This window comes from Zwartia lucis (assembly GCF_965234455.1).
Taxonomy (GTDB): domain Bacteria; phylum Pseudomonadota; class Gammaproteobacteria; order Burkholderiales; family Burkholderiaceae_B; genus Zwartia; species Zwartia lucis.
This window is the reverse complement of the sequence record NZ_OZ248473.1, coordinates 74,467-94,195: the sequence shown is the minus strand read 5'-3', so window position 1 is coordinate 94,195 and position 19,729 is coordinate 74,467. Positions and strand designations below refer to the sequence as shown.

Annotated in this window: 19 protein-coding genes; 3 read left to right on the top strand and 16 right to left on the bottom strand. The window is 48.7% G+C overall.

Translation table 11 applies throughout. The features are described 5' to 3' along the window. Window positions 1–63: 63 nt before the first annotated feature. Entirely contained in the window at window positions 64–1,026 is a 963-nt protein-coding gene (locus AC8GE9_RS06855; protein ID WP_506676418.1) for an MBL fold metallo-hydrolase, read from the bottom strand. Window positions 1,027–1,174: 148 nt separating this feature from the next. Here AC8GE9_RS06855 and AC8GE9_RS06850 point away from each other — a divergent pair, with 148 nt between their 5' ends. Further along, window positions 1,175–2,170 carry a Bug family tripartite tricarboxylate transporter substrate binding protein gene (locus AC8GE9_RS06850; RefSeq protein ID WP_506676417.1) on the top strand — a complete coding sequence of 332 codons (996 nt, stop codon included), beginning with the start codon at window positions 1,175–1,177 and terminating at the stop codon, window positions 2,168–2,170. A gap of 14 nt (window positions 2,171–2,184) precedes the next feature. Here the strand turns inward: AC8GE9_RS06850 and AC8GE9_RS06845 are convergent, their stop codons facing one another. From AC8GE9_RS06845 to AC8GE9_RS06795, 11 genes are all read right to left on the bottom strand, one after another. Next, a complete protein-coding gene (locus AC8GE9_RS06845) occupies window positions 2,185–2,871 on the bottom strand; it encodes a DUF2848 domain-containing protein (protein ID WP_506676416.1) in 687 nt (228 codons plus the stop codon). Between the two features lie 43 nt (window positions 2,872–2,914). After that, window positions 2,915–4,201 carry a TRAP transporter large permease gene (locus AC8GE9_RS06840; protein ID WP_506676415.1) on the bottom strand — a complete coding sequence of 429 codons (1,287 nt, stop codon included), beginning with the start codon at window positions 4,199–4,201 and terminating at the stop codon, window positions 2,915–2,917. Continuing rightward, on the bottom strand, window positions 4,198–4,806 hold the full coding sequence (locus AC8GE9_RS06835) for a TRAP transporter small permease subunit (RefSeq protein WP_506676414.1): 609 nt from the start codon (window positions 4,804–4,806) through the stop codon (window positions 4,198–4,200). Before AC8GE9_RS06835 ends, AC8GE9_RS06840 begins: the two co-directional genes overlap by 4 nt. Window positions 4,807–4,816: 10 nt before the next feature. Continuing rightward, on the bottom strand, window positions 4,817–5,863 hold the full coding sequence (locus AC8GE9_RS06830; protein ID WP_506676413.1) for a TRAP transporter substrate-binding protein: 1,047 nt from the start codon (window positions 5,861–5,863) through the stop codon (window positions 4,817–4,819). 84 nt (window positions 5,864–5,947) lie between these two features. Next, window positions 5,948–6,724: a putative hydro-lyase gene (locus tag AC8GE9_RS06825; RefSeq protein WP_506676412.1), complete on the bottom strand. Its 777-nt coding sequence runs from the start codon at window positions 6,722–6,724 to the stop codon at window positions 5,948–5,950. A 118-nt stretch (window positions 6,725–6,842) separates the two neighbouring features. Further along, a complete protein-coding gene (locus AC8GE9_RS06820; protein ID WP_506676411.1) occupies window positions 6,843–7,739 on the bottom strand; it encodes a LysR family transcriptional regulator in 897 nt (298 codons plus the stop codon). Between the two features lie 10 nt (window positions 7,740–7,749). After that, on the bottom strand, window positions 7,750–8,907 hold the full coding sequence (locus AC8GE9_RS06815; protein WP_506676410.1) for an acyl-CoA dehydrogenase family protein: 1,158 nt from the start codon (window positions 8,905–8,907) through the stop codon (window positions 7,750–7,752). Window positions 8,908–8,929: 22 nt separating this feature from the next. Continuing rightward, a complete protein-coding gene (locus AC8GE9_RS06810) occupies window positions 8,930–10,141 on the bottom strand; it encodes an acyl-CoA dehydrogenase family protein (protein ID WP_506676409.1) in 1,212 nt (403 codons plus the stop codon). A 292-nt stretch (window positions 10,142–10,433) separates the two neighbouring features. After that, window positions 10,434–11,300 carry an amidohydrolase family protein gene (locus tag AC8GE9_RS06805; protein WP_506676408.1) on the bottom strand — a complete coding sequence of 289 codons (867 nt, stop codon included), beginning with the start codon at window positions 11,298–11,300 and terminating at the stop codon, window positions 10,434–10,436. Window positions 11,301–11,327: 27 nt separating this feature from the next. Further along, complete coding sequence (locus tag AC8GE9_RS06800; RefSeq protein ID WP_506676407.1) at window positions 11,328–12,119, bottom strand: HpcH/HpaI aldolase family protein; 792 nt, start codon at window positions 12,117–12,119, stop codon at window positions 11,328–11,330. A 20-nt stretch (window positions 12,120–12,139) separates the two neighbouring features. Beyond that, window positions 12,140–13,141 carry a tripartite tricarboxylate transporter substrate binding protein gene (locus AC8GE9_RS06795; protein ID WP_506676406.1) on the bottom strand — a complete coding sequence of 334 codons (1,002 nt, stop codon included), beginning with the start codon at window positions 13,139–13,141 and terminating at the stop codon, window positions 12,140–12,142. 167 nt (window positions 13,142–13,308) lie between these two features. Here AC8GE9_RS06795 and AC8GE9_RS06790 point away from each other — a divergent pair, with 167 nt between their 5' ends. Next, complete coding sequence (locus AC8GE9_RS06790; RefSeq protein WP_506676405.1) at window positions 13,309–14,088, top strand: IclR family transcriptional regulator; 780 nt, start codon at window positions 13,309–13,311, stop codon at window positions 14,086–14,088. A 34-nt stretch (window positions 14,089–14,122) separates the two neighbouring features. On the opposite strand, the gene AC8GE9_RS06785 is transcribed toward AC8GE9_RS06790, so the two are convergent. The 3 genes from AC8GE9_RS06785 to AC8GE9_RS06775 are packed head-to-tail and all read right to left on the bottom strand — an operon-like array spanning window position 14,123 to window position 16,511. Beyond that, entirely contained in the window at window positions 14,123–14,854 is a 732-nt protein-coding gene (locus AC8GE9_RS06785; protein WP_506676404.1) for a maleate cis-trans isomerase family protein, read from the bottom strand. Between the two features lie 7 nt (window positions 14,855–14,861). Continuing rightward, entirely contained in the window at window positions 14,862–15,434 is a 573-nt protein-coding gene (locus AC8GE9_RS06780) for a carboxymuconolactone decarboxylase family protein (RefSeq protein ID WP_506676403.1), read from the bottom strand. Window positions 15,435–15,470: 36 nt separating this feature from the next. After that, a complete protein-coding gene (locus tag AC8GE9_RS06775; protein WP_506676402.1) occupies window positions 15,471–16,511 on the bottom strand; it encodes a WD40/YVTN/BNR-like repeat-containing protein in 1,041 nt (346 codons plus the stop codon). 149 nt (window positions 16,512–16,660) lie between these two features. Here AC8GE9_RS06775 and AC8GE9_RS06770 point away from each other — a divergent pair, with 149 nt between their 5' ends. Then, a complete protein-coding gene (locus tag AC8GE9_RS06770; protein WP_506676401.1) occupies window positions 16,661–17,653 on the top strand; it encodes a Bug family tripartite tricarboxylate transporter substrate binding protein in 993 nt (330 codons plus the stop codon). 654 nt (window positions 17,654–18,307) lie between these two features. Here AC8GE9_RS06770 and AC8GE9_RS06765 read toward each other — a convergent pair. Continuing rightward, complete coding sequence (locus AC8GE9_RS06765) at window positions 18,308–19,474, bottom strand: IS4 family transposase (protein WP_506676400.1); 1,167 nt, start codon at window positions 19,472–19,474, stop codon at window positions 18,308–18,310. Window positions 19,475–19,729 lie beyond the last annotated feature (255 nt).

Genomic DNA, 19,729 nt, shown 5'->3' with positions numbered 1-19,729 from the left:
TTGATGCCCGCCCAAGATGTCATATTTGACGATTGTAAGACGCTTGAGCGGACAAAACTCCATTTACTTCATCGGATTGAACTGATAGCCATTACCAGAAGGTGTGATGGTGCCCATCGCAGGGAAGGGAAAATGGAAACCACCCGCCATCATCTTTTCTTTGACGATCATGTCAAAAATTTTGCGACGCGTTTGACGTGCCATTTCAGGATCCATATCAAACGTCACAGCCCAGTCAGGATTGCGCGCAAATAACTCAGGCACGTTCGTCAAGTCTGCAACATAAATAAAAGACTGACCGCCAGATTTCACTGTGAAAAGTGAATGACCTGGCGTGTGACCGAAAGCGGCAACCGAGGTGATGCCTGGCGCCACCTCAGAACCGGCTTCAAACTTGACCAAGCGGTCTACGGGGATTTTGTTGAATACGCGTTGCGCATTGGTCATCGCACCCTTCAAGCCGGCAGGTGCTTTTTCCATACGGTCTTTATCCATCCAAAACGCATACTCGCTCGCAGGCACATGCACCTTGGCGTTAGGATATACGAGCGTGCCATCTTTAAAGAGTAAACCGTTGATATGGTCTCCATGGAAATGACTAATCACGACATTGTTTATATCCTCAGGCTTGTAACCGGCCGCAGCCATGTTCTCGATCAGCTTACCCGTCGTAGGTCCACCGTTATTGGCAAAGCCCGTATCCATCAAATAACGCTGATTTCCATTCACGACTAAAAAGGGTGTGAAAGGCACATCGATATAGTGGGTCGGTAAGTTTTGCGAAGCAAGCAAGGCTTTTACTTCTTCAAAGGGCGCATTTTTGACAAACTCCGCCACTAAAGTACGACGTCCGATACCATCATTTAAGGCAATCACTTCCATCTCGCCGACTTTCAGTTTTTTAAAGCCTGGAGCGGGTAAAGTGGGCGTCCCAAGATCAGGAGCGGCTTGTGCCCAAACTGGAGAAAATACGAGAGAAGCCGCGGCAGCTAAGCCAGCACCGAGAAATTTAAGTCTAGTGATCATGGAGCATTCCTGGAAGTTGGAGGAAAGAAAAGAAAATTTTATTTAATTTAGCAGCTTTATGATTCAAGGGAAATAACAGAATGACGGTCGTTAAAGCCTAAGTTATATTCATATCCATTAATCAAGTTTATTTCTAAAAAGGACCTCTATGCGCACATCATGCCGCTTCGGCTATTTCTTTAACCTCTGTGCTCTAACATTCGCTGGTTTCACCTCGATTGGAATGGCTCAAGCTCAGGCGCAAACCACCTGGCCCGACAAGGCCGTCACGTTTATCGTGCCCTTTCCTCCAGGCGGCCCAGTTGACACCACCGCCAGAATGACTACGCAAGCAATGGCCAAAAACTGGTCAACGCCGGCCGTCATTGACAATAAAGCGGGTGCTGGCGGCATTGTGGGTGCTCAAACAGCTGCCAAAGCACCGTCCGATGGCTATCATTTCTTTTTTGCTGCCATCCACCACGCGGTGCTGCCAAGCTTAAACACTAAACTCCCCTATGATATTCAAAAAGACTTCGTACCCGTCGGGATGGGTGCGCGCTATCCAATCGTTTTGGTCGTTCACCCCTCTTTGCCAGTCAAGTCTGTGCAAGAACTCATTGCCTATGCAAAAGCCAATCCTAACAAGCTGTCCTATAGCTCAGCAGGCACGGGTGGTGGCACACACTTGGCAGGCGAGCTCTTCGCGAGCCTGACGGGCGTCAAGATGCAGCACATTCCCTACAAAGGAAGCTCCCCTGCCATGCAAGATCTCGTAGGCGGCCAGGTACAACTGATGTTTGCCGACTCAACCTCCGCGATTCCCTTTATCAAGTCAGGTCGGGTACGCGCGCTCGCGGTCGGCAATCCTGAGCCGTCCGTGTTTTTTCCGGACCTCCCAACGATCGCCTCCGCTGGGGTCAAAGACTATGAAGCATATTCATGGTCAGGCGTTGTTGCCCCCAAAGGCACGCCACCCGAAGCTGTCAAACAAGCGAACGCTCAGCTCAACAAGGTCTTGAAAGATCCTCAAGTGATCGAAATGATGAACAAAGCTGGACAAGAGCCTGTCGCCATGTCACCCGAAGAATTTGCAGCATTTCTTGATAATGAAATCAAGAAATGGAGCAAAACAATTCAGACTGCCGGGATCAAACCTGAGTAAGCACAATAAGGGACTTAGCTTACTTTGGGCAAGTTCTCAACATCATAATGATGCGTGAGCGATCGATTCAACACAGGATCGATCAGACGCATCTCAAAATGAGCAGCGGGACGAATCGCACCTTGTGTGCCAACAGTCCCGCAACTCATCGCCACTCCTGCTGACAATATCTCACTTTTGACATAGCGCGCAATCAAATCTATAGGATGCAGTAATGCAGACAAGAGACCGGATTGATATTGGACCCGCTTACCATCCTCAGTGATGTAAGACTCAATCCTTAATTGATCCCAGTGCGCTGCAACATCTTGAAAACGCCATGCTTCTGAGCCGACTGGCTTGGTGCACACCTGTTTCGATAAGGCGACGCTCACCGTCTCCAGCCCACGATCCGTATGGTCGGATGTCAGAGAAAGCAGCAACTCACCTTGATGGGTAAAGACAAATACCTCAACCTCGCCAGAACTCTCTTGCCCAACCACTTCGATCATTGAAGCTTGAGATAACGTCTGACTGGCGACACGATAAAAAAGCGGAACAGAACTTGGCCGGGGGACACCAATCGCAGCCAACTCCTCAATATGATGCTCGATTGCAACATGATCACGCCCTGCCCATCCTGCGATGACCATTTGATGTATATCGATCGAGATTGATTGTTTAGATCCGTTAAGTACCAAAAGATCAAAATTTAATTCCATAGTATTTCCGAAAAATTTTTATAAATTTCAAGCGTTCAACACTCTAAATCGCGAACAACTTCGGCAACCAAAGTGCCAGAGCAGGAAAGAGTGCGAGCAACAAAAGCAATAACATCATCGCCATGACAAACGGGATAGAACCAACAATCACAGGCGTCATCGAACCACTGGTGCGAAGGCTTTGGACAACAAACAGATTTAAGCCAACGGGCGGTGTAATGAGTGCAGCCTCAACCAAAACAATAATGATGATACCTAGCCATATTGGATCAAAACCAAGCGCTATCATCACCGGAGCAACGATTGGTATTGTCGTAATCATCATGGACAGGGTTTCCATAAAGCAACCTAGTACAAGATAAAAAACAATTAAAAGGAAAAGCATGACATAAGGCGAAAAACCTAATTCGGTAATTGCATTAGTCAACGCAGTAGTCAATCCGGTTGCAGACATCACAAAATTTAAAAAACTAGCGCCCACGACGATCAGCATAATCATGGCTGAAGAACGCATTGTATTTTCAAGAGATTCGCGCACCATCGCGATAGTCAGACGACGATAGGCCGCAGCCAAAAACATCGCACCCAGCACACCTAATGCTGCGGCTTCCGTTGGCGTCGCAACACCCGCATAAATTGAACCCACCACCAACAAAAATATTCCCATCGGTGGCACGAGGTGCACCAATGATTTCAAACGCTCTGACCAACTTGCATGGATACGCTCACCACCCCAAGCTGGCTTGTACATACAAGCCAGAATAATCGTCAGCATGAATAGGCCTGCAAGTAACAGTCCTGGCAAAATTCCTGCAAGATAGAGCTTAGGCACCGAAGAGTTGGTCAACACACCATAGATCACTAGGTTGATTGACGGAGGAATCAAAATCCCCAACGTTCCTCCTGCAGCAATACTGCCTAAGAAAAGTGATTCGTTATACCCACGCTTTGCGATTTGAGGCAACGCGACTGTGCCAACCGTTGCAGCAGTGGCAACACTCGAACCAGAAGTCGCTGCAAACAACGCTGAAGCGCCAATATTTGCATGCATTAAGCCACCGGGCAGCCATGAGAGCCATAGACTCAGTGATGAGTACATACGCTCTGCAAACCCCGCGCGAAGCAAAAGCTCTCCGAGCAAAATGAACAAAGGAATCGCGACAAGCAAAAATTCCGTATTCGTTGTCCAGGCCAATTCACCCATTGCTCGTGACAGTGGCAGCATCGAAAATATTTGATCAAGCGCGATCCCAAGTACCCCAAGCGCCGCGCCGACAGGAATACTCAGACCAATTAAAACCAGTAGGATTGTCAAGGCAGTTGCAATCATGATGCACGATCCTCCATCACACGACGCTTTCCAGCAATCGCTTCTTCTTTCGCTTCTTCTTGTGACAAGCGTGCGCCCGCCATTTTGTTCACCATCCGATAATCACCCGTGACAAGTGCGCGACTGGCGCGCTCAAGCATCAACGCCAATACCACGACCATCCAAGCCAGACCCATGAACCACAAACCCTGTGGCAGCCACAATGGCGTGGCTAATGGCGTGTTGGCAGTCGAACTTTGCATCCAAGAAGTCGCGACCACCTCATACGCATAACGCGTCAACATTGTTAAAAATACAGCCAATGCAACAAGGGACAACCAGTCGAGAAACGCTGCGATTCGAACAGAAAAATGCTGGTAGAAAACATCTACACGGACATTCGCACGCTCGAGAACAACCAATGCAAATGACCATGTGGTGCTAATCGCAAAGGCGTACCCAGAAAGCTCATCCGCACCTCCAATAGAAATGGAGAAAAGCTTTCTGACGATGACATCAAAGCACACTAAACCTGCACTCAACAGCGTCAGAATGCCCCCTCCCCACACTCCCCAACGAGAAATGCGATGCGCACACGAGAGTCCTGACGTCTGTTGAGTGTCCATGGTGAGTCTCTTATTTCTTTGCTACGACATTCAACTTTTTACCAATGGTCGCATTGAAATCAGCTACGCACTGAGCGGAACAACGTGCCGCCCATTTCGGCAAAATCACATCCACGAGTAGCTTATCAAGCATCGCTTTATCCGCAGCAGAAGGCGTGACCAGAGTCATCTTGCCCTTTACTTCAAATGGGCAGCTTGCTTTGCCTGTATTACAAGCGTAACCCTGCTCAGTCTGCTCATTGGCAGCACTCCACATCGTATTCATCAAACTATTGATGTTTGTTTGCAAGAATGCCTGAACCTTTGGATCAATCTTGTCCCACGCCTTTTGATTCACTGCATGGATTTGCTGATTCCAGTTAATTGGCAACGCGAGCAAATGTGTTGAGACTTCGTACCATTTGGCCGAGTAACCTGAAAGTGAACCCGTAATCGCACAGTTCACAACTTTGTTTTGCAATGCTGGCACGACTTCACCAAAAGCAATCGTGACGCTTGTACCGCCCAGCGCTTGCACAAACTCGGCCTGTGTTCGACTGCTTGTGCGAACTTTCAATCCCTTTAAGTCGCCGAGGTCTTTGATCGGTGCATTACAAAAAATGACTTGAGCAGGATATGGAGACAGGCCAAGAATCTTAACGTTGCTATTGCCACCATAAAGTTTGGCATAAACAGGCTCGAATAGATTTGTGATTTCACGCGCGGTCTTCACATCTGGGGCTAAACCTGGCAGATCGATCGCTTCGTTAATTGGATTATCACTGGCAAAATAAGACAAAGTCGCTGTGCCAAACTCAATCACACCTTGACCAATCAGACGCATCAACTCTGGGCCTTTTAAACCCATTTGGTTAAAACCCTGAATTTCAGCTGTCACACGTCCTTTAGATAATTCAGGAATCGTCTTAGTCCAAAAGGGCTGTTCAAAATCTTTATATGCTGTGAGATTGCTTAAACCACCGACAATTTTTAGCTGGGTGCGTGGAAGCTCTTGCGCAACTGCGTTAGTCGTCATCAATACAGCAGCGCTCAGCGCTGCAAGCATTATCTTCTTCATAAGTGAGTCTCCTAGATAACGGGGTGTAGAGCCTGTGTCGATCTCCCGCATGCAATCGACACAGTTTTCAACTGCCTTAAATTTTTAAATGATGGCTAATTGAGTATTAAACTTGTCTGTCACTAACATGTACCCGGGTGAATGCGTAATGCAGAATTCAGGTTTTGATGCCATTAATACAGCCTGTGGCGTCACGCCGCAAGCCCAAAAAACCGGTATCTCTCCACCACGCACTTCAACCGGGTCGCCATAATCAGGTTTATTTAAATCATCGATTCCAATCAGTGAAGCATCACCCAAATGGACAGGCGCCCCATGCACTGAAGGAAATTTTGAAGTCAACTGAATCGCACGAATAGCATCAGCGGGTTTAAATGGCCGCATTGAAACGACCAAAGGACCGTGAAAGGGCCCAGCGGATTGCGTGGCAATATTGGTCCGGTACATAGGAACATTGGAAGCACAGGAGATATGGCGCACGTCCAGACCTTCAGCGACTAGTGCCTCTTCAAATGAGAAAGAGCATCCAATCGCAAAACTCACTAAATCTTCACGCCAGTATGACGACACGTTCGTGACCTCATCGTGCAACTCCCCATTACGCCATACTCTATAGCGTGGGACATCTGTGCGTATATCGAGATCTTCCCCATAGCCCGGGAAAAATGTACAACCCGGATCAGAGACCGATAGTAGTGGGCAGGGTTTAGGATTACGTTGACAAAACAGCAGAAAATCGGCAGCTAAGGATTTGGGCAAGACAACCAGATTGGCTTGAACAAAACCAGGCGCAGCGCCTGCAGTTGGCTGAGTAAAGATGCCCTGGCGGATGTGTTGACGAATCTGTTGCGACGGCAGCATACAAGCCTCTAGAAGCAAAATCGGGAGCTTCTATTCGACGTTAGTCATCACCGCCTGTCCAATCGTGCTTTCCAATCAGGACTGATAAAATAAATTTATCACCAAACCGCCGAAGTCATCAACCTCCTGAATGATCTCCAGCGACCTGCTGAGCAAGCTTGGCAAGAATAGCTGCGATATGCTCATCGGGACCACGACACCACGATGCGGTAAACGTCAGATCTGGCAACACAACGCCTGAGACATCCAAAAGACACAAGCTTCCTGTGCGAATTTCTTCCTGCAAAAATACAGGGGTGATGACTGCAACGCCGATCGCATCTAAGGTCATCCGTACAACAACAGAAAGCGAAGCACTGCCGTACATACGCGGCGAATGAATACCTGAGTCAGTCAATAAATCTCTGACGAAATGATGCGGCTGACTTGTTGCAGGATAGGTAATGACGGGACGTGCGCCAATCTGGATAAGCGTGACTGGCGCATGGTGTAATCCCAACTTAGGACTGGCCAGCCAAGCCAATGGATATTGACAAAGAGAGATATTCTTGACACTCGGAGCCAACACGGGCCCCATTAAAAAGGCCACATTCAAATGATGAGAGATCACTTGCTCGCGCAACACCGGAGATGTATCGACCTCGAGTTCCACGCTCAGATCAGGATAACGAGCGTGAACTTCCTCAAGATAACGAGGTAGCCAAGTTTGTACGATCGTCTCCGACACGCCTATTCGAACCTGACCCGCAATGCTCTTGCTGCTGTGCGCAGCATCCAACATTTCCTGCTTTAAGTTCAACATGCCCTGAGCATGTGCAAGTAACTCGCCACCCTTGGCTGTCAACGCTACGCCTCGAGTATTGCGCTCTAACAGTTTGACTCCGAGCGTCGTCTCTAGTGAAGCGATGCGCTGAGAAATTGCAGGTTGTGTCGTATTGAGTTTTTGCGCCGCTGCACGAAAACTCCGCAGTGTTGCTACCCAAACAAAGGTTTCAAGATTGCGGATTTCTATCAAATGGAGGCTCTTAGGTTGTTGGAATGACGCCGATTCGGACTTTTTGAGGCTGATCAATCAACGCAGCCGCAATCGTTTTACGATGCTCCGCAGACGTGCCTCCGCGCAGGCTCCAGGAACCAACGCGTCGATACCAAAGATTGAGATCAAAATCACGGATAAAGCCCATACCACCGTGAATCTGCTGAGCAGAACGTACCACCATCATGCACTGTTCATTGCCAAAAGATTTCGCCTGCGCGACATTGACCTGATAGGGGAGGTTTTCTTGCATGCGCCACAGTGCTTCGCGAGAGAGCATGGTAGTGCCATCGATGGCATTCATCATATTTGCGCACAAATGTTGAATCGCCTGAAATGCTCCAATCGGCTGACCAAAAGCTTCTCGTTGCTTGGCATGCGCAACCGCCATATCGAGTGTTCGACGGGCAGCACCTGCAATCATTGAAGCATACAGAACAGAGGACAGGTCCATCAATTCTCTTGCGATGAGATTGCCTGAATCAGCATTGCCGATGCGCGCGGCAAGAGGTACTCGCACAGCATTAAACTGAACTTTTGACTCGCCGTCCTTAGCCATCGATATCAAAGCTTCACTACTCAGACCCTTAGTCTCCGTAGGAACCAGCACCACACCGAGTTGATGAGGCGCACTCGCATCGCGATAAATCACCATGCATTGCTGAGACGCCCGATAACTACCAACAAAATTTTTATATCCGTTCAACACCAGTTCATGACCTTCGATACGACCCTGCAGCGCGATCTCATCGATTGACCAGCGTCCTGTCTGCTCGGCGACCGCATGACTCAAGATCAACTCACCTGCAATCACAGCTTGCAACATCGCCACCTGTTCAGGGCGGCCATAGCGATCAATGATCATCGCAGGCACCATCGTTGCATGCAGCGGAATCGGAGCGATATGATAACCAGCCACCTCAAACAGCAAACCAAGGTAAGGCAAAGCAAGCGCCTCGCCACCCGCTTGATGCGACAGGCACAACTGTAACCAGCCATTCTCTGCAAATTTTGACCACAACTCTGGAGAGTATTGCACTGCGCCAGTTTCAACCTGACGTACGAGCGCAGGCGTGCACTCGCCCGCTAAGAATTCAGCAGCAGCATCCCGGATCTGTACTTCTTGATCATCAAGCAAAATATCCATTTTTTAATCACCTGTCTCTTTATTATTTTGCGGCACGCGGCAAACCAAGACCGATGCGGGCGACCTGATCGCGCATCACCTGCACACTCCCGTGATTGATGGTCGACTGATACGCACCAAGAATATTGTGGGCAAAAATACCTTTTTCGATCGCGTCCGGAGAGCCTTGCATCAGCTGTGCAAACGGTCCCAAGATCTGACTATAGGCTTCAGTCGCGCGCACACTATGCTCAGGTGCGAATACTTTTTCAGCGGAGCCCTCATACGTAAATTTTCCGCCATGCTGCTCGATACTGATGCTGCGCATTGTCATCAAACGACACACCTCGGCCTCGGTCCACATTTCAGCGATCTTGTCGCGCACCTGTGGGTCATCACGCAAGGTATCCTGAAGCTCTCCCTCAGTGTGCAACCAATTGACGATATCTTCGTCACGCATGACCGAAATCAAGTAACGCCAAGCACCGACGCGATCCAGATTCAAGCCGCGCCTAGCGACCTCCCAGCCTCCGCCCTCATCGCCTAGCAGACACGTAACAGGGACCTCAACATCATCAAAGAACACCTCGTTGGTACGCTCTTCTCCATAGGTTGTACCAAAAGGCGCAGGCGGATCGTTTTGCACTGTCCAAAGCGGACGCACCGTCATGCCGGGCATCCCCATGGGAACAAGCAAAATCGATAAGCCGCGATGACGCACGGACTCCGGATCCGTGCGCACCATCAAATAGATATGCGTCGCATTCTGCGCGTTCGTCGTATAGATTTTTTGACCTGTAATGATGTACTTGTCGCCGACACGCTTGGCACGACAACGGATACCTGCGAGGTCTGTGCCACAGCCCGGTTCGCTATAACCTTGGCAAAAAATAATTTCACGCTTAATCGAGCGCGGTACAAACTCTTCTTTCTGAGCGGCAGTACCAAACATCAAGATAGAGGGCGCGCCCGTTCCACCCCCAAGCGTAATACCGGTGTAGCGATAAAACTCTTCTTCGATGACAAACTGGGCTGTTCTGTCGCCCCCACCGCCACCAAACTCGGTCGGCCAACTCCAGGCAAACCAGCGCTTTTGATTGACCTTTTCAAAGAAGTCGCGGATGGCTTCGCCCCAACCCTCCCCTCGCTTACCGGCAGCATTTTCAGCCCGCACGTGATCCGTGAAATGCTCAACTAGAAACGCACGCACTTCGGTGCGCAACTGTTCCTCTGCGGGATTAAATGTGAAATTCATTGAATACCATCTCCAATATTTTAGAAATTAGTTCAAGGATACCTCTTGTGAAATGGTTTTATCTTGAAAAACCCAATAGTTCTGTCCGGATTGTGAGAGTTTCGAACCCGGATAATTTCAAATCTTTCAGGGGTTTGAGTTGCCTGAACCCATATTCAGTGCGCTCAGGCAGTTTGCTGCAGTGCATCAACGCTAATGGCGACCATGATCGGGTCTACGTCGATCTGGTTACGACCCGCGAAGACGCTCACGTACCACCACAACACGGGGCGGCACAACCGACTGGGGGCAATTAAAAGCCGAACAATCGCGCTGGATTATCAGACAGAATCAGCTTGCGAACGTTCGCATCGTCCGTCCAACGTGCCAACAAATTAAACAGCTCAACTGAACTGTGCTCATCGAAGGACAGGTGGGGATAATCACTTCCCCAGATTAAACGATCAGGCGCTGCCTGGATTAATGCTGTCGCCATCGGATCCGCATCAGTGAAATGAGGCACTTTTGACATGCGATACGTACCTGTAAATTTAACGTAGGCCAAACGATCGCCGTGATTGACCAGATCCAGTAGCGCTTTGAAACCATCGGTCTCTAGCCCGTCTTTGGCTAAGTTCATGCCCATGTGCGCCATCGAAAACGGGATCGTCAGCGTTTTCATAAAAGGGATCATCTCCGTCGTCAACCAACCCGGCAAGAGAAAATCGAGATGCCAACCGAGTTCTTTGCAACGTGCTGCAATCTTTTCAATTCGCGGCTGCATTTTTTTAGATAAACCGGGCTCAAATGGGTGGATGGGACTGTAATTGATGCGCACACCACGCACACCTAGTTTGTCCATTTCGGCCAACATTGAGTCGGGAGCATCTTCATCAATATCAACAATGCCTCGACAAGCCTGCAACCCCACTTCTTTCATTGCATCCAACATGCAACTGTTATCACGCCCGTAAGCACTCGGCTGAACAAACACATAGCGCGTTAAGCCGAGATGCTTTGCCAGTTTGAGATATTCGGACAAGGGCGCATGGGGTGGTGCATAGCGCAATTGATCCGATCCATAGGGATATTTTTCTGCTGGTCCAAATACATGAAAATGTGAATCACAGGCATTCGCAGGCGCGGTAAATGCTACTTTTTCGTTTAAATCAAAAGACACGTCTAAATCTCCAATTAGAAAACAGTACTACTTTTTCAACCCAGCAATCAGCTCTCTCAAGGATGCGGCATCCTTGCTCGCGGCAGCAGCGAGATATGTGGTGTCGCTGCCTGCAATTAGAAATTTGGCACCAAGCTCGATCAGCTGAGTCTGCAACTCTGCATCACCTCTGATACCGCCGATTCCCATTGCAATCCCATGTTTTTTACAGGCCTGTGCAACGGTCTGATACGCAGCCAATAATTGTGGATGCCTTAACTGACCGGGAATGCCCATTTCAGTGCACAGATCATTCGAACCGATCAACAACATATCCACACCCGGCACTGAGGCAATCGCCTCGGCATTCGCGATGCCCTCAGGTGTTTCAAGCATAATCACCACAAGATTATCGGCATTACCTGATTCGTTCACTTTCGCTAAAGGCATCGACCGATACGCTGTAGCCGGACCGGCACCCATCACAGAACGATGCCCCAGAGGCGGATACTTTGCATAGGAAACGATTTCAGCAGCCTGAGCAGCCGTATTAACGTGAGGAAGAATCACCCCTTGTGCGCCGCCATCCAAGGCGCGAGAAATATCTTGCCCTAAATGACCTGGCACGCGCACGAGCGGCGTCACCCCGTAAGTCATAGCAGTAATGCAAATAGCGGAAGTCGCTTCAAAACCGATCGGACTGTGTTCCATGTCAACATACAGACAGTCAAAACCCGCTGCTCCCACTAGAGGCCCGATATCAACTGTCCGAGCCTGTCTCAGGCCCATACAGAGAGAAACCTCCCCAGCAGCAAGTCGACGCTTTAAATTATTTTCCATTTTAATTTTCCGTATTGAAATTATTCGACTGTGATTTTTGCGCGCACGATGACGTCTTTCCACAACTTAATTTCACTTTGGACGAGTTCAGTAAACACGGCAGAAGTCGTCGAAACAGGCATCACACCCGCAGAATTAAAAACCGATTGGACTTTTGGTGAGGCCACGGCGATGGCAATTTCTTTTTGCATGCGTGCCATCACAGCTGCCGGCGTTCCTGCTGGCGCCATCATGCCAAACCAATACATCATCTTGTAGCCAGGAAACCCAGCTTCTGCAAAGGTCGGCACATCAGGCATATTAGGATGACGCTTATCGCCGCTGACAGCAAGCCCTAATAATCTGTTGTCTTTAATGTAAGCAGAGGTGGATCCAGCACTTCCGATTGCGATATCAAGACGCCCAGCTGCCACATCTACCATTGCTGCAGCAATGCCTTTAAAGGGAACATGCACGAGTTGAGCATTGTTTTGCATGAGAAAAGCTTCCATCGCCAGATGCGCAGAGGAACCTTGACCGCCAGAACCAAAAGTCAGCTTTCCTGGATTGGCTTGCGCGAAAGCCATTGTTTCTTTCAGTGTTTTAGTTGGGAGTGTCGGACGTCCGACCAATACGGCAGGTCCTTCTGCGATTAGAGATACTTGCGCGATCTCTTTAGGTTGGTAGGGCAGTTTTGAATAAAGTGCCGCGGAGACAGCAAAAGAATTATCCGTGACTAAAAAGGTATATCCATCTGGCGCTGACTTGGCGACGATGTCAGTCCCTAAAGTACTTCCTGCCCCACCTTTGTTTTCAACAATAATAGTCTGACCAAGCTGCTTGGACAACTCGGCCCCCACTGTTCTGGCTGCAGTATCCGTGAATGATCCTGGCGCAAAAGGAACAACAACACGAATTGACTTAGTGGGCCATGTCGCTTGTGCATGAGAAGCACTAAACGCACCGGACAGCATCACCGAGATGGCACCGATCGCCATGACACAGGTCTTGATTGAAAGGTTGAATGTTGTCTTGTTGTTCATGCTCTTATCTCCGATCATTGGTTGGATGAGTTCAGCGACATCTGCTTGCATCGCCTTTTTGTATTTTCATATGACATTCTGTATTCTAAACATCAATTTGTCTATAAATACGAGAAATATTTATAAACTTACAGACTATGATTCGCCAATTGATTGGATATTGACTTATGAGTAGTTTGGAAAAAATGTTGGGCTTACTTGAAGTCTTTACGACCGATCGTCCAGTATGGTCGTCCGAAGACCTCATGCATCATATCGGTGCGCCTGCCTCAACCTGCTATCGCTATCTAAAGGTTTTACACACCGCGGGTTATCTCGCCCGCGTGGCCAATGGTTCATACGTCCTTGGCCCGCGCATCATGGAACTCGACCGAGTCTCTCGGGAAAGTGATCCCGTCTATCTTGCAGGTTCGCCGATCGCACAACGACTGACCCATGACACTGGACACAGCTCACTTCTCTGCATTCTGTTCAGTGACTCAATCATGTGCGTCCAACAAGCACGTGGCAGGGATGCACCAGCAGGTTTATTTAATAGAGGACAGCGTCGCCCTCTTGTGGCGGGTGCTTCAGCCAAATGCATCTTGGCGCACTTACCGATGCATCAGTTACGTATTCTTTATGCACGCCATTCAGAGCCCATCGGTGCCGTTGGACTCGGGAATGATTGGGACACGTTTAAAATTATGCTCAAAAAAATCCGACAAAGCGGCTACTCAACGAGTCTAGGGGACTATAACCCCGGAATCATATCTATTGCCGCCCCGCTTTTTAACCGCGAGGGTGAAGTTCTCGGAAGCCTAGCGTTGACAGCTTCAGACACTGTGATTCAGCTCTCGTCTTTTCAAGAACACGCATCACAAGTCGTTGATGCAGCATCAGCCATCAACACCAAAATTGCAGCCAGTCAACATGTCGTAGCACTTCCTGCTAGAGCACTCGGCTAAGGTATGCAGCCGAGTCGCAGTCAAACCGATATCGTCAGCTTGCAGAACTCGCGTTCACAGCGTCGAGTGCGTACTGTGCAGTGACTTGGATAGAGGAAAGAACCGGCTTTCCCCATGCATGGGTCAAAGGCGCGACGACATTCAACGTTGGTAGTTGCGAGCAAGCAATAAACATCGCATCCACATTACCCTGACACAAAGGCTGCGCGCGATGATCGACTTGCGCCTCGGTGATTTGACCCAATGCCACCACATCTGCGGCATAAAAACTATCAAAGTTCTCAACCGCGATATCACCAGATTTTAAAAACGCGCGTAATCGAACATTGACATCATCTTGATAGGGTGTGAGCAATGAGATTTTTTGTGCGCCAATCGCCTGCAAAGCAAGCACCATTGATCTAGCAGTTGTCACGACGGGCTTGCCCGTTGTCTCCGACAGCTTTTGTGCAATTTCAGAATCTCCTTTGGGACCTAAAATAAAACCAGCTGCGGTACAACCATACGCTATCACATCGACAGGCTCTTCATTAAACTGTTTCGCCAACTCAATCGCTGCCTCTTTATAGGCGGGTAAGGTTTCTTGGGTCAACAACCCCTTACCACGGGGGATACGCAGAGTACGTACCGTTGAGCCCGCCGGCAACCAACCAAGCATCTCGCCTTCCATGGTCGTATTATTGATCGGAACCATCAAACCCACTCGGATTGAGCGCCCTTTGAGGGACTGCGGTTGATGAGCTAAGGAAGATTGTGAGATCGTCATGTTACCTTCACTTTGAGATAGGTTTAAGAGGTATTGGAGTTCCATCCGGCAATGGAATTTTTGCGGTATTTAAAACCATCGCTATCATGCTGTAGTAACCCGTCAGTGCAATAGCATCTAAAACGCCAGGGCGTCCAAAAAATTCAATCGCACGCTCATAAATATCATCGCTGGGACTGCCTTGCGTCAAGCATTGCTGTGCGAGCGCATGCAGCACACTTTGCTCTTCTGACATCTCTTTCGGTGTTTCGCCTAATGCAAGCGCCTTAATAATACTGTCCTCAAGATCTGTTGTATTACGGGCAATACGTTCGTGCGCAAACCATTCATACTGACTACTCCAGTATCGCGCCACAGTTAAAACGATCAGCTCAATGTGCGCAGGCGCGATCTTCGCACCGTAACGCAAATGCTCACCAAGTTGCTGCACACAATTGGCCAAGTCGGGATGATGGATCAACGCTAAAAATGGACCGCGAATACCCCCTCGAGGTCCTCCAGCAATTGCGTCTGCCACTTCTCTCTGTCGCTCGGTCATCTGTTCTGAACTCAAAACAGGAAAGCGTAATTTTTGATCCAAGAATATCTCCAATTTGAAATTTTTATTAAATGCGTACTAAGCAGTCACAACGACAGGGGGCCTTACGGTAATGGAGTGCGCCGGCCTATCAGTACCATAAGTAATTGGCCTCCAATGCATCGCTCTTAATTCTCCAAACTCATGAGGCAAACGAACCCAATTCTCACCACCATCATTGCTACGAAAAACTTGACCAAGATTAGTATATGTAAAGAGCAGCATCGGATTGTCTGGATGCGTCACGACAGACCAAGGGGTACTATTCAGCACGCCGGGTAAATTGACCCGATTCCACGTAAAACCATAATCCTGACTTCGCCATAAAGTTCCAGTATTACCAGGAGGGCCATTTCCATTGGTCAGGAAAAGGACTGCGTCAGAGTCCGGACGAACAACAATCCCGCGTACATACTGCCAAGGTGAATTCAATTCAATAAAAAGCCAACTCTCTCCATTATTAGTGCTTCGATGTAATCCTCGGTTTGTAGTGGCATATAAAATTTTATTTCCCACTGTGTCATGAACGATTGCAATACCGTGCATATCAGCGGAAACAAGTCCCTCGGTCTTAAGTTCCCAAGAGTTTCCTCTATCTTGACTACGGTAAACGCCACCGATCTCGACCACAGCCCATAGCGTGTCACGATCAATCGGATCAAACAGCATTTGAGTGACCCGAGTGGGTCCCATATTGATTTCAGAAAATGTCTGAATACCTGGCGATGATAAATGCTCCCAAGTCTGTCCACCATTGGCTGAACGATAAAACCCTGCAGGACGCGTACCTGCATACAAAATATTTTCATCTTCAGGATCTTGAATGAGCGCCCAAATATCGCTCATCGGAGATGGTAAATGTGTCCAGCGCGTTGTACGTTCATCCCAACGAAATAAACCCATATCGGTTCCTGCATACAGAACATTGGGGTTACTCGGGTGACTACTAAAGCTCCAAACACGCGCCTCCAAATACATCCCCGAATGACTGTTGGGATGGATCCATGTCTGTCCCAGGTCATTGCTAAACCAAGCAGAATGACCAGCCGTTCCGGCGTAGACCTCAACGTTTGACGTCATGCCACACTCCAAATAATTATTTATTGTCATCCAATCAAAATATACTACTATTCAAGAAATACTAATAATAATGTCGCGATTTTACTCGCCAAGAGCAGTGATCGAAGATCCGCCGACAGAACACTCCAAGACAACAGAGAGGACTACCAATGACTCATTTATTTAAAATTTCAATCAGCCGCCGAAAGCTCGTTTCATTTGCCTGTGCTTTGGGAAGCCTCTGCGTGACAGGAATCGTGGCAGCGCAGACCTATCCGAACCGTTCTGTGAATATTGTGATTGGCTTCCCTCCTGGAGGGGCAATCGACACCATTGCGCGTGTCATGGCGCCCAAGATGTCCGCTGATCTTGGTCAACCTGTCGTCATTGAAAACAAAGCTGGCGCAGGCGGTGTGATCGGCATGCAATCCGTTGCACGCGCTGAGCCTGATGGCCATACCGTCTTCATGGGTACGATGGGTAATTTCAGTATCACCCCTGCACTGGTAAAAGACTTACCCTACAACGTCGCTAAAGACTTCGCTCCTGTCACACAAGTCGCATCGTCTGGTTTTATGCTTTACGTGAATGCCGCATTACCTATCAAGACTGTTACTGAGTTGATCGCCTATGCAAAGGCTAACCCTGGGAAAACAAACTTTTCTTCTAGCGGTAATGGTGGCCTTCCCCATATGGCAGCTGAAATGTTCGCCTCGACTGCGGGTATCAAAATGACCCATATTCCCTACAAGGGAAGCGCGCCAAGCGTCAATGATTTAATAGCGGGACAGGTGCAATTAACCTTTGAAGCTGTTGCGATTGGTTTGCCACACGTTAAATCAGGAAAATTACGCGCTGTCGCCACAACGGGTCTTCAACGCTTAGATGTTTTACCGGATGTTCCGACCGTGGCTGAAACGATTGCTGGTTTTAACGTTACAAACTGGTTCGGTATGGCAGTGCCAGCTAAAACATCTTCAGAGCGTATAGCGCGCCTGAATCAAAGTGTCGTCAAAGCATTACAAGATCCAGATGTGAAAAAAACACTCGCCTCGCTGGGCGTCAATCCAGTTGGAGACTCACCCACTGAATTTGGTGCTTACATTCAATCTGAATTTGTACGGTGGCAAAAAGTTATCAATGATGCAAATATAAAACTTTAGTTATTGCCGTGACCATATGGCCGGTGATACGGCCTGTGGTACGGCTTGGAATGGTAAGGCCGGTCTCGCACCACGACGACTCTCGTAGGAGGAGGAGAATAGTAGACGGGGCGATAGACTCGCACAGGCGGTGGCGTGTAGACGGTCGCGCCACCGTAGTAACCACCTCCCCCATAGGTGGTGTACCTGGGCTGACCCGGGGCTACCGCGACACACCCGCTTGTGAGAACGATCGCCACGAAGGCGGAAAGCTTGAGCATCTTTTGCATTGCTGAACCTCTCGATCCTAAGAACAAATGGGGTGGATGAAAAACCAGATCAGCTGATCTTCACTGGCTCTGACAGTCAGGCCATACTTTTGGTTCCTGAACTTTGGTGTCTTGTAGAAAAATATTCAATTCTGTTATTGGTGCGTTGCAACAAAAGGATATCCAGTTCCTGCTTAAGCAGCATCAGTACTCAAGTTGCTGAAGTTTCAATACGTAGACTCCTTAAATGAAAAAGAAGCTCGCTATGCGTTAATCTTAGAGCGGTATGTCAAACGAGCGGTATGTCAAACATGTATTAGATGCTGTAGCGTTTTGTACCTTTAGGGCGAACAAAAGACATGCAAAAAAAGACATACAAAAAATATCAGTAGTGTCCCAACGTTTCTCATAGGAGATCAAGCTGATTTTGCTCGAAATCGATACTTGAATTTTCGTGGGGCGGGTTAAGTAGTTGATTTATTGGTGTTGTTTCAAACATAGTCAAACTCAGGATTTGTAAAATTTCGTGAAGACTGTTGGGCAGTTTCAAACGTTTTTTGAGTATCGCGATCAGCACGTAAGTGCAGACCGCGATCCAAATTTGCGTCTTGACTGCGTTCTCGCTGGTACCCAGAAAGGTCTTGATTCGAAGGTGTTGCTTGATCCATTTGAAGAACAACTCGACCTGCCATCGCTGTCGATAGAGTGCGGCAATCATCTCGGGGCTGAGCGCAAAGTTGTTGGTCAGAAAGGTCAAGCGTTTGCCATTCTCGTCTTTGGCTACAACGCGACGAATCACTTGCGGATACTCTTTGGCGGTGTAGTAGACGGTGAGCACGCCGGTCTGATCGCATATGATTTGTGTGTTCGCGCGATCGACTGGTTGGGAGTATCGCCGCTGAAACTTTGTGTTGGACTTGGCTCGCGTGACAAAGAACGCTTGCGATTGATGAATGGCATAAAGCCGTTGGTAGTCGAGGTAGCCGCGATCCAGCAAATAGAATGCCCCTGGCTCGATAATAAGATCGTCCAGCACGTTGACCTCGTGCGTCTTGCCGTCCGTAATGCTGATAAAGCTTGGGATTGCGCCCCGCAGGTCGAGCAGCGTGTGGAGTTTGATCGCGCCCTTGGCTCGACGAAACGGTGCCCACGGATACATCGACAGGCACAGATCGATCGTAGTCGCATCGAACGCATAAACCGTTGCGTCCAAATCGATACCGAGAGGCTCGTCGATATAAAGCGGCCTCGCAATCCCAATCAGATGCTGAGCGTAATCGGCATAGATCTGCCAAGGACGCGTCGCGTTCGCATTGGCCAGCGTATTGCGAGACAGCGTCGCACAACGAAATCCCATGTGGTAAAGACGCTTGGCCTGTGCGCGAAGATTGACTTCGATGTCGCGAAGCGACTCCCGATATGTCAATTGAGCAAAGGCCATCGCGAGAAACTGATCCAAGCAGGTAAAGTCCTTGACCTTGTGATCGCCTCGATGCGCGGCGACGCAACGCCGAAAAGTTGTCAGTGGCAGATGCATCATGATCTGCGAGAAAACGAGTTTGCCTTGGTGCATGAGGGTTCCCCGCGAGAAGTCGCGAACAACCCTCAGTCTGCTCGAAATCAAAGTTGAAATCGAGACCAGACAAAATGACCGAATTAGGCAATAAAATCATTAACTTACAAGCTCTTGGCGTGCAAACGTTGGGACACTACTGATATGCGATTTTAAGTAAATATCAGTCGGATCATCAAAATACTTATGCTCTACCTAGCGATTTTACTTCTTTCGCAACTGCGTACAGTGATGCTAAAAAGAAATTTACAGCTC